Below are 10,591 nucleotides of genomic sequence, written 5' to 3'. Positions count from 1 at the left end.
GGCAGGGTGGCCCCGAACCCCAATATCAGCGGCCCTCAGAAGCGCGAATACTCAGCTGACGTTTGGACGCCAGGAATCCAGGTTCCAGGGGGTCTTGAAGGGCGCGAAATCCCAGTGGCACTGCAGTTGGTTCTTGTATTTCGTGCCCTCGTAGGTCGAACTGACGTAGAGCTTGTACTCCTGCCAGTAGTTGTCGAACGCGGTGATAGTCCAGCTGTTCACGGGGTACACGGCGACCGTCTTCCCCTGCGGGACGGTGTTGATCTTCACCTTCGAGATGTACTTGCCCTTCACGGCCGGATCAGCGACGATCGGATAGGAGTCACCGTCACCGTGGTTGACGATCTGCACGATCTCGTTTCCGGCGATCTCGTAGTGCGTGTCTACCGCTTCGCCGTTCGCGTCGAGCGCCCATGCCGGCTCGATCATCGCCGCAGGCAACCCCGCGGAGTCGAGGATCGCGAAGTAGCCATCTCCCGCGTCGACGAGCTGACCGCCAGCGGGCAAGGTGATGGGATACGCGTACCGTGTCGGAGCCGCAGGGCCGTCGATCACCGTGGTGATCTGCAGGGTACCGTCGGGCTGGGGAATCGGAACGGTGGTGGAGCCGTCGTTGTTGTCGTAGGTTGCGAGACCCAGGTTGCCGTAGTCGGCTTCGTCGGCCTGGTGAGCGTTCGGCAGGCCGATCACGATCTCATCGGCACCATCCTGCTTGAAGGCGATACCGTCCGACGGGTTGACGGGAATGTCGACCTTGACGATGCTGTCCGGGTTGGTCGGGTCAAGCATCGGCTGTTCGACCACGGACCGCCCGAACTCGTCCTCCTGCAGGGCCTTGTCATCTGCGACGACGATGCCCTCGTCTGTCGAGACGGCTTCGAGGGATTCGGGCGCGATGCTTGCGATCACCTCGATTGCGTCGCTTGAACCATCTTCCTCAGCCGCGAAGGACGGTGTCGCTGTCGCGCCCACGAGGAGCAGAGCAGCGCCGACCACGGCAACTCCCCGGATGCCGACCGGCCTCCGAGAGGCTCCATCGTTGATACTCATATCTCAATCTTTCTGCTTCTTCTGATAAACGATTGCTTCATTGTGTTCGTTGTCTGGGCGCGCCACTTTGTGACATCGGATCACGACCTCCCATCCGAGTGGCAATATCTGACCGCTTTATTGACGGCACTACCCTCGCCCGAGGCTTCCAAGCACCGCCGAGGCCCCGGAAGCAGAGCGGATGCCAGCACCCCAGAGCTCTGGTCCACGTTTCTCCGACACTTCTCCCCTGAATGAACGTATGCTACCATGGTAGATACTTCAGTTTCTATACTAGAAACATTCGGAGGCTAAGGCAATGCATGGCGGCGTGATCTTGTTCCGGGGCACCGGGGCCGATGCGCTGCGCTATGTCGAGGCCGACCGCAGCCGCGCCGATGACTACTACCTCAGCGATGGAGCGGGCGTCGAGTACGCCGTGCTCGACGCGAGCGGAACGGCGGTGACGGTTCGGCCGTTGTCGAACGAGGAGTACGCCGGGTGGGTGGACTGGATGCACCCGGATACGGGTGAGCGGATGGGCACGCCGCGTCTTGCCGGGCAGGATCGCTTGGGGTCGCCCAGGTTCGCGGAGATGACGATCAACGGCGCGAAATCACTGTCGATCGCGGCAGTGCTGCACCCCGAGGTGTCTGAGGCGTTGGATCGTGCGCAGCAGGATGCGCTGGCGGAGATTCGGCGGTGGTTGGCGTTGCATTCGGTGACGCGGGTCGGCCCGCGCGGCAAGCAGGAGGTGGTTCCGATCGAGCATATGCAGGTCGTCGGCATCACGCACCGCACCTCCCGGGCCGGTGACCCGCACCGGCACATCCACATGCAGATCGGAACGAGGGTGTGGGCTGCCGGGAAGTGGCGGGCGCTCGATACCGCTGCGGTCTTCCGACAGCAGGGTGCGATCCGCGCGTTGGGCACCGCCGTGATCGCGGCACACCCGGAGCTTGCGGAGGTGCTGGATCGGCACGGCCTCACCCTCGACCCGGTCACCGGCGAAGTAGTCGAGCTGGAACCGTTCAACGCCCTAATGAGCAAACGGGGAGAGCAAGTGCGTCGGAACCTCGAACGCCTCGAAGCAGAATGGAACGCCGCACACCCCGGCGAAACGATGGGGCCGGTCGTGTTCTCTCGGCTCACCGCGCAGGCGTGGGCGCACGAGCGGCCCGCGAAGAAACCCGCAACCCTGCGCGAAGAAGAAGCCTGGCTCACCGAGCTACGAGAAGCCGGCTACGACCCCACGACATTGCGCCGGCCTGCGCGCCCAGCGCCGGTATCACTCGATGAGCTATCGGTGCAGCAGATCGCCTCACGCGCACTTAACCGTTGCGCCGCTGGCGCATCCGTGTGGACGCAACACACCGTGCAGGAGCACGCAACGCAGATCATCACCGAGGCCGGAGTGCGCGCAACCGGTGAGGAGTTGCGCGACCTCATCACCCTTGCAACACGCCTCGCACGGGAAGACTGCTTCTCCGTCCTCGCCCCCGACTCTGCAACACCCGAGCATGTGGCGCATCTCACGAGCCTGCGAGTGGTGCAGGCCGAGACGGAACTGCGCGACCTGATCGCTGCACGAGTGCCGAAGCGTGAGCCGCAGCACCCGAACGTGCGCGAGGAAGCAGGGGCGCGGGGCATTGATGCGGGGCAGGAGCGCGCCGCCGCTGCCGTCGCTGCCGATCCGCTGGTGATCGTGGAGGGCGCAGCAGGCGCAGGGAAGACGACGATGCTGGGGGTGGCAATCGAAGTCGCGGCGCAACACGGGCGCGCGGCGCGGGTTCTTGCGCCGACGCTGCGCGCCGCGCAGGTCGCGCACCAAGAACTCGGCGTACCCACCGCAAGTGTCGCGGCGCTCGTGCATGCGCACGGGTGGCGCTGGAACCGCGACGGCGTATGGTCACGCCTCACCCCCGGCGACACCGACCCGGAGACTGGACGCACCTATCGCGGACCCTCCCAAGACGCTCGGCTCGCCCGCGGTGAGCGGGTGATCGTGGACGAGGCCGGAATGCTCGACCAAGACACCGCAATCGCCCTGCTCACGGTGTGCGCCGAAGCCGGGGCGACGGTCGCGCTGGTCGGAGATCGCGCGCAGCTCGCCGCAGTCGGGCGCGGCGGCGTACTCGATATGGCCGCGCAGCTCCGGGGCCGCACGTTCGACATGGCCGAGGTGCACCGCTTCACCGACCCCGCCTACGCCGACCTCACGTTGCGGATGCGCGACGGGAAGAACCCCGGCGAGGTGTTCGACCAGCTCGCAGCACTGGGGCTGGTGCGCCTCCACGCGAGCAGTGACGAGGCCAGGGAGCAGATCGCCCGGTACCGGCACGATGGCGAAGCGGTCACCGTCAGCACGAACGACGAGGCCCGTACCGTGAACTCGAGTATCCGTGACGAACGAGTCGCGTGCGGTGAGGTCCACGACACAACGACCGTGGACGGCAGCGACGGCCTTCCCATCGGCGCAGGCGACCTCATCCAAACCCGCAAGAACAACACCAGCATTGGCGTCGCGAACCGGCAGCAATGGATCGTGCAGCACGTCGCAGACGACGGGTCGCTGAGCGTGCGCGAGGCGGGCAACGGTCGGAAGCGGCAGCGCACCGTCCGCCTCCCCGCCGACTATGTGACCGAGCACGCCCACCTGTCCTATGCGGCCACCTCCTACGGCGTGCAGGGCACGACCGTCACCGGGTCGCACACGCTCCTCACCGACCAGGCCAGCGCCGCGAGCGTCTACGTCGGCATGACGCGCGGCCGCGAGACGAACCTGCTGCACGCCGTGGCCGAGAACCAAGCCGAAGCGCGGGCACAATTCGTGGCGGCGTTGGAACGCGACCGCGCCGACCGCGGCCTTGAAGACGCCGCCCAGCGCGCCGCCGAAGCAGTCGCAGGCCTCGTGGCGGACGGCCCGGCCCGGCGGGTGCGCACGGCGATCGCACGCCTGACCGAGCGTGCTGAGCAGGCCGAGCAGCGCGCCACCCGGTTCACGGAGTTCGCGGAGCGATTCGACCGACTCAGCACGCAGCACCAGCAGGAACGCGCCGAGGTCGAAGCCACCGCGCAGGCGGCGACCCAGGCTGCTGAGCAGTTGCGCGAGAGCATCCACGGCCCGCTCCGAGCAGCGGCTTTGACGGACGCACAGGGAGTCCTGCGCCTGGCCGACGCGCAGGAGCGGGCCGGGCAGCGCGTGCGGGCAGCGGGGCTGTTCGCGCGGCGGAGCGCCCGGAAAGAACACGCCGCCGCACAGCACCAACTCACTGCCGCCCGCGCCCACCTCACCCGCGAATGGGGAAACCCGAGCACGCTCTACACCGGGAACATCGAGCAGTGGGCAGACGCCGCAGCCACCCGCCGCACGGACATCGATCCGCGCATCACCCAAGCTGACCAGAACGCGACCGCTGCACGTGAACGCCTCCCAGCAGTAGACGCCGAGCAGCGGCGGGTGAGACAGCGGCTCGCCGCGCTCGTCTACGGGGCCGAGCGCGCCAGAACTGACCCCGTGCGCGCTGAACTCAACATGCCCGCCCGTGACGCCACCACCTGGGCGGCGAAAGCGCGGCGCGACCGCGCCGAAGCCGCGAAGCTCACCGCGATGACTCCCACGGAGGCCGGGCAGTACCTCGACGCCCGCGCCGCCGCTGTCAAGGCTGCGAAGGAGGCGCGGGAAGCGCGAGCGCGGCAACTGCGTGACACGACACGCGCCCACGACCCCGCGACCCCTCACCGGCCGGGGCCAGGGCTCAGCCTGTAGGTCTGCGCTGCGAACAGCAGGCTTTCGCACGTGGAACGGCTGCGGGCGCGTTCCCTCATCTGCCGAGGCTCGGGCCGCGCCGGTCGACACCGTGACGCTCGCCCGTCGTCGGTTGTCCGAGGTTGCGGGGTGGCCTCGGCGGGAACGTGCCGGGTGGGAGGCGATGTTCCAGATTGAGCTGGCGGCGCTGATGCTCGTGGAGCAGGAACTCCGGTGCCATCGCCCGGCCGGAGAGGATACGGAGCATCTGTGCCGCGTCGTCTTGCAGGCGAGCATATGTCGGGGCGGTCTGCGTGCCGAGGTAGCCCGGTCTGCGTTTCGCTCGCGTGTAGACGGCTGAGTAGTCCTTCAACCACTGAGCGGCCGTGCCGGGTGGCAGCGGGCGCTGCTGCTCGTGCCGGAGGGTGTGCGCGGCGACCGGCTCCTTTTCCCATTCCCCGGCGGCATCCCGTTGGTTGTCGAAAAGCTGGGCTTCGCGGGAGAACACCCGCACTCGCGCGATGTGCGGGAGCGCTTCAAGAGCGGAGAGCACCCCGGCCGACCCGGCGAGGGCGGTTTCGTGTGCTTCGGGCGGTGTCCAGCGGCCGGGCTCGTTCGGGCCGTCGCCGAGAGATCGCATCTCGGCCGACAGTCGCGACACCGGAGCCGGGGTCGCGACGGCGACGACTTCGACCCGGTATCCGGCTTCCGCGAACCGTGTCGCGGTGCCGGTGACCATGGCCGGGGCGCGGAAGGTGCCTTCCAACAGCACCGAGTAGCGATGCGAGAGTGCGTGATCCAGGGCGAGCTTCACGAGCCCGCCGGAGACGGGAGCGGTCGCCGCGGGCATCTCGAACGGGGCCCGCAAGGAGAGCCGCCGGAACTCGGGGTGGTACTCGCGGAGGTCGTCTCCCGTGATCTCGACCAGATCATCCGCGGCGTGCTCGGCGAGGATCGCGTGCTGGGCGCGCGTCTTGCCCGCTGCGGGCTGCCCGCCCAGGAGCACGAGCACCGGCTGCTCTTGCGGGGCGTGACCTGTGAACAGGTCATCCCGGGCCTCCTCCTCGAAGACCCGGCGCAACCAGGCACTGCTGCCGACCGTTTCGGTCATGCAGTGGCGGGGAGGGCGAGGTTTTCGAGTCGCCACACCTCGTTCTGCGCGATGATCTCGGCCCGATCCTCCGGATTCAGCACGCGCGCCTGCTGCTTCACGAGGCGACGCCTGGCAACCCAGTGGCCGCGGTCCTCATCGTCCTTGGCGTTGCGGGCCAGGTTCAGCAGTCCTGCGGACAGTACCGAGGCGTTGTGGCGGGCGATGTCGTAGAGCATGGCATCGGAGATTCCCGTGTAGTCCGGCCGGGCCTGCGGGGCAGGGGCGGTCAGGATGGTCTGGCTCATCGGCTGTTCCTCCGTTCCTGAACTCTCAGTCTACCGCCGCACCCTGACCATGCCCAGGGCACGGCGGTGCCGAATCGGCACACCCGCACCCGGGGCGTTCAAGACTCGCGGCCAGGTGTGTCATCGGCGAACAGGGCGAGGAACTTCTCGCGCGGGATCACGACACGACGTCCCAGCCTCACCGACGGGATCGTACCCTCGTTGATGCTCGTGGTGATCGTGCGCGGATCGACGCCGAGCGCTTCGGCGGCTTCCTTGCGGGTGATGACGAGACTGCGCCGCTTGCGCAGGTCTTCCAGATCGAGAGTGCTCTGCCGCATCATCACACCATCCGTTCCAATCCACGCGCGAGAAGGTGCCCACCAGAATAGATCCACGGGTCTTGCGCTGTCAAGTATCGCAGTGTAGATTTCTTGTATGGAAACAGAACGGGTGCGGGGCAACCCCGCAGGAATCACGAACACCCACGTCGCGAACAACATCCGCGCCGCCCGGCAAGCAATCGGGATGGACTTGCGCACGCTCTCCGACGGGATCGCCGTCGCGGGCCGCAAGCTCTCCCCGTCGGGGATCAGCAAACTGGAGGCCGGGGATCGCCGGGTAGACGTGGACGACCTCACTGTCATCGCGTACCTGCTGCGCACCACCCCCGCAGCCCTCCTCACACCACCCGAGGGGCAGACGACGCTCACCGGGGTGCCCGAGGAGTTCGAGCCGGAGGAGATCGACCGGTGGATGCGCGGAGAACTCGTGCTCACCGACGAGGGCCTGTTCAACTACTGGCAGCAGGAATGGGTGATCTGCACCGACCGCATCCACCACCTCGAAACCACCCTCGCGAGCATGACCGCCCCGAACAAGGATGACCCGGAGAGGCCGAGCGCGCACCCGAAGACCATCGCCGCCTACCAGGAGCGCCTGGACGCGGCGCGAGCCCGTGCGCGGGTGATCCGGGAGCGGGGTGTGCAACTCGACCCGGAGGGGCGCGTGTTCAACGCCGCCGACTACATCGACAACTACGCCGACACCCACCAGCCCGGCACGACAACAGCAAGGAGCAGCCTGTCATGACCGTCAAGAAACCATCCGCCCCCGAGCAGAACGGCGGAGGTGAGAAGCAGCAGCGTCGTTCGCGTTCCCGGCATCCCGGCTCGATCCAGGAGTACCAGACGGACAATGGCAAGCGGTGGCGGTTCCAGATCTACGTGCTCAAAGACCCCGAGTATCCCGAGATGGGATCGCGCCGTCTCACCCGTTCCGGGTTCACCAGCACCGACGAGGCGAACGATGCCTTGCAGGAGGCGTTGAAGCAGCGCAAGCAGAACGAGAAGTTCGGGAACAAGGTGCCAACCGTGGGTGTATACGCCGATGAGTGGGCGGCCGGGTTGAAGCTCGCAGCGTCCACGATCAAGGGATACAAGAAGATCATCCGCAACCACATCAAGCCCCAGCTCGGCACTCTCCGGCTCGACAAGCTCACCGCCACGAGGATCGCCCGTCACTACCGCGACCTCGAAGACCACGGCCGCAAGGACGAGTACGGCAAAGGCAAGCCGCTGTCCGCGAACTCGGTTCACAAGGTGCATGTCGTGCTCGGTGCGATCCTCGATGCCGCGATCGACGACGGACACCTGACGGTGAACCCGGCGAAGAAGAAGCGCACCGTCAAGGCCCCGACCACGAGCGAGGTGCGGGCACAGAAACCCGAGATCGTTACGTGGACGGCCGAGCAGTTGCAGACGTTCCTCACCTGGAACCGCGACGAGCGTGAAGACGAGCTGTTCCCGCTATGGCGCCTCATCGCCTACACGGGCATGCGCAGAAGCGAAGCCCTCGCCCTGAAATGGAGCGACCTCAACATCAAGACGATGCGGGTCAGCATCCGCCGCGCGGTCGATACCGACGACTGGACAAAGACCAAGACCACGAAGACCGGCAACGCGCGCGTGATCGACGTGGACGAAGACACCCTGAAAGTGCTCGCGTCCTACAAGGTCGCACGCGCGGAACTCTCGTTCACCCTTGCCAAGGCCGACGCCTACGTATTCGGCGACGACGACGGCAAGCTCCGCTCACCCGACGCGATGACCAGCCGCTGGGATCGCCGCATGAACTGGCTCACCAAGAAGTACGACACCATGAACCGCGTCACCATCAAAGGGCTCCGTCACACCCACGCGACCCTGCTGCTCGAACTCGGCGAGCACTCCAAGGTCGTGCAAGAGCGCTTGGGCCACTCAACGATCACCACGACGATGAACATCTACTCCCACGTCACCCCGACCATGCAGAGGTCGGCCGTCGACCGCTTCGCCAACCATCTCCGAGGAACGTGACCCCAGAGCTACCGGAGCGGTTTCGTTAGATAGACGAACTCAAGATCGTCGTTGATCCTCTCGCGGCGAGACTCGACATACCCCTCACGCTGGTAGAGACGGATGTTCCCCTCGCTCAGATGCCCGGTGAACAGTTCCGCAGTCCTCGCACCGGCCTCACGCTCAGCAAGGTTCAGCAGCCGGGTGCCCCACCCCTGACGTTGCTGGTCGGGCGCGACGATCAACCGGCCGATACGCACGACATCGCTGTCGACCACCCACCGCACAGACGCCACAATCCGACCGCTCGCAACCCCGACCAGTCCATCACTGCTCGTGAGTTCGTCTCGAAGCTCTTCAAGCGACTGGACAAGTGGAGGCAGAAACGGGTCGCCGTACAACTGCGCCTCGGTCGCGTAAGCGGCCCGTTGCAGAGTCAACACTTCACCTGCATCGGCCATCTCGATCGCTCGGGTTGCTGCCTCGGTCATGCCCCTATCTTCTCAGGCCGCGCCGGGCAGCCGACAGTCATCCCCGGAGGTTGCAAGGCCCGCACGGGGCACATCATCCAGAGGCTTAGCACTTTTTCTAGCACTTCCAACGAAAATGGCCCCCGATCCGGAGTTCAAAACTCCTGATCAGAGACCATTTCCCATTCGTGCGCGAGGGGGGACTTGAACCCCCACGCCCTTGCGGGCACTGGCACCTGAAGCCAGCGCGTCTACCTATTCCGCCACTCGCGCGAGTATCGTCGCCTCCATGGAGGCAACCCGTCGAGAATAGCACGCGGCGCGCGCGCACCGCCATTCGGCTCGACCCGGTGCGTCGCATCTTCAGTCGCTCCCGCTACGATGGCCCTTGCTACGCCTCAGCCACCACCAGAACACAAGGAGTGACGTGGGCCTCTTGGACAGTTTCGAGCGCGGTCTCGAGCGTGCCGTCAACGGCGCGTTCGCGAAGACCTTCCGCTCCGGTGTCCAGCCGGTCGAGATCGCCGCCGCCGTGCGCAGCGAGCTCGACACCCGCGCAGCGGTCGTCAGCCGCGATCGCATCCTCGCCCCGCACAACCTCACCGTCTGGCTGTCCCGCGGCGACGCCGAGCGCCTCATCGGGATCGGCGACGCCCTGCTCGAGGAGCTGCTGACGGACGCCGCCCGCCATGCCAGGGCACAGGGGTACACCTTCACCGGTCCGCTCACGATCTCGCTGGAGGCGGACGACGACCTCAGCGACGGCATGCTCCGCATCGACGCGGGCCAGGTGACGCGCCGCAACGTCAGCTGGAAGCCGGTCCTCGAGATCAACGGCGTGCAGCACCCGATCACCCGGAGCAGGACGGTCGTCGGACGCGGAAGCGACGCCGACATCACCGTCCAGGACTCCGGGACGAGCAGGCGCCACGTCGAGATCCTCTGGGACGGCTCGAACGCCCAGGTGCACGACCTGGGGTCCACCAACGGCTCGACACTCGACGGCCAGCGCATCTCCCAGGCCGCGCTCGAGCCGGGCGGCGTCATCGTCATCGGCAGGACCCGCATCGTTTTCCGACTCCTCGCCGACGACGGCGACCTCGCACGAACGGGAGGCCGCGCGTGAGCACACTCACCCTGCTGGTCATGAAGATCGGCTTCCTCGTCCTGCTGTGGTTCTTCGTCTTCGCGATCGTCTACTCGCTCCGGACCGAGCTCTTCGGGCTCAAGGCCCGCAAGGGCCAGCAGGCGACGGCCGCCGCCCCGGCACCGGCCCCCGCAGCCAAGCGGAAGCCCTCCACCGCTCCGCAGCCGCCGGAGGGCTCGGCCACCTCGGCCACGGCGTCGACCCTGGTCATCGTCGCCGGCACGAGGGCGGGCGAACGCATCCCGCTCGGGCGTGAGCCGATCACGATCGGGCGCTCCTCAGACTCCACACTCGTGCTCAAAGACGACTACACCTCGACGCACCACGCGCGGCTGGTCCTGTGGAACGACGGCTGGATGATCCAGGACCTCGACTCGACGAACGGCACCTTCCTCAACGGCAAGCGCATCAGCTCGCCCACGCCCGTTCCACTCGGTGTCCCCGTGAAGGTCGGCGCGACGAGTTTCGAGCTGCGGCACTGATC

Annotated in this window: 10 protein-coding genes and 1 tRNA gene; 5 read left to right on the top strand and 6 right to left on the bottom strand. The window is 66.7% G+C overall.

The window, feature by feature from the left end; all coding sequences use genetic code 11:
- Nucleotides 1-51: 51 nt before the first annotated feature.
- The gene (locus tag FM119_RS07395) at nt 52-1,050 is read right to left on the bottom strand and encodes a DUF2599 domain-containing protein (RefSeq protein ID WP_087137041.1); all 999 of its coding nucleotides are present in this window, start codon (nt 1,048-1,050) and stop codon (nt 52-54) included.
- Between the two features lie 298 nt (nt 1,051-1,348).
- Between FM119_RS07395 and mobF the strand changes: the two genes are divergently transcribed.
- Nucleotides 1,349-4,798, top strand: coding sequence for a MobF family relaxase (gene mobF, locus FM119_RS07390; protein ID WP_087137040.1), 3,450 nt, complete (start codon nt 1,349-1,351; stop codon nt 4,796-4,798).
- Between the two features lie 55 nt (nt 4,799-4,853).
- Here mobF and FM119_RS07385 read toward each other — a convergent pair whose 3' ends face one another.
- The 3 genes from FM119_RS07385 to FM119_RS07375 form a co-directional block, all read right to left on the bottom strand.
- Nucleotides 4,854-5,888 (bottom strand): zeta toxin family protein, encoded by a 1,035-nt coding sequence (locus FM119_RS07385; protein ID WP_087137039.1) that lies wholly within the window; start codon nt 5,886-5,888, stop codon nt 4,854-4,856.
- Complete coding sequence (locus tag FM119_RS07380; RefSeq protein ID WP_022873884.1) at nt 5,885-6,175, bottom strand: hypothetical protein; 291 nt, start codon at nt 6,173-6,175, stop codon at nt 5,885-5,887. The genes FM119_RS07385 and FM119_RS07380 overlap by 4 nt, the downstream gene beginning before the upstream one ends.
- 98 nt (nt 6,176-6,273) lie before the next feature.
- Entirely contained in the window at nt 6,274-6,498 is a 225-nt protein-coding gene (locus FM119_RS07375; RefSeq protein WP_218778736.1) for a helix-turn-helix domain-containing protein, read from the bottom strand.
- 94 nt (nt 6,499-6,592) lie between these two features.
- Between FM119_RS07375 and FM119_RS07370 the strand changes: the two genes are divergently transcribed.
- Together FM119_RS07370 and FM119_RS07365 are read left to right on the top strand one after the other, a co-directional pair.
- A complete protein-coding gene (locus FM119_RS07370; RefSeq protein WP_143822647.1) occupies nt 6,593-7,246 on the top strand; it encodes a helix-turn-helix domain-containing protein in 654 nt (217 codons plus the stop codon).
- Nucleotides 7,243-8,511 (top strand): tyrosine-type recombinase/integrase, encoded by a 1,269-nt coding sequence (locus tag FM119_RS07365; RefSeq protein ID WP_087137037.1) that lies wholly within the window; start codon nt 7,243-7,245, stop codon nt 8,509-8,511. Before FM119_RS07370 ends, FM119_RS07365 begins: the two co-directional genes overlap by 4 nt.
- A gap of 8 nt (nt 8,512-8,519) precedes the next feature.
- Here FM119_RS07365 and FM119_RS07360 read toward each other — a convergent pair whose 3' ends face one another.
- The gene (locus FM119_RS07360) at nt 8,520-8,981 is read right to left on the bottom strand and encodes a GNAT family N-acetyltransferase (RefSeq protein WP_046747995.1); all 462 of its coding nucleotides are present in this window, start codon (nt 8,979-8,981) and stop codon (nt 8,520-8,522) included.
- Between the two features lie 168 nt (nt 8,982-9,149).
- Nucleotides 9,150-9,233, bottom strand: a tRNA-Leu gene (locus FM119_RS07355).
- Between the two features lie 154 nt (nt 9,234-9,387).
- Here FM119_RS07355 and FM119_RS07350 point away from each other — a divergent pair.
- Both FM119_RS07350 and FM119_RS07345 read left to right on the top strand, forming a co-directional pair.
- Entirely contained in the window at nt 9,388-10,086 is a 699-nt protein-coding gene (locus tag FM119_RS07350) for an FhaA domain-containing protein (RefSeq protein ID WP_087137036.1), read from the top strand.
- Nucleotides 10,083-10,589, top strand: a complete 507-nt coding sequence (locus FM119_RS07345; protein WP_087137035.1) for an FHA domain-containing protein FhaB/FipA — start codon at nt 10,083-10,085, stop codon at nt 10,587-10,589. The genes FM119_RS07350 and FM119_RS07345 overlap by 4 nt, the downstream gene beginning before the upstream one ends.
- Nucleotides 10,590-10,591: the final 2 nt, after the last annotated feature.

The sequence above is a fragment of the Mycetocola reblochoni REB411 genome (assembly GCF_900163835.1).
Classification (GTDB): domain Bacteria; phylum Actinomycetota; class Actinomycetes; order Actinomycetales; family Microbacteriaceae; genus Mycetocola_B; species Mycetocola_B reblochoni.
Note: the sequence above shows the minus strand (reverse complement) of the source record. Positions and strands in the feature narration are given on the sequence as shown.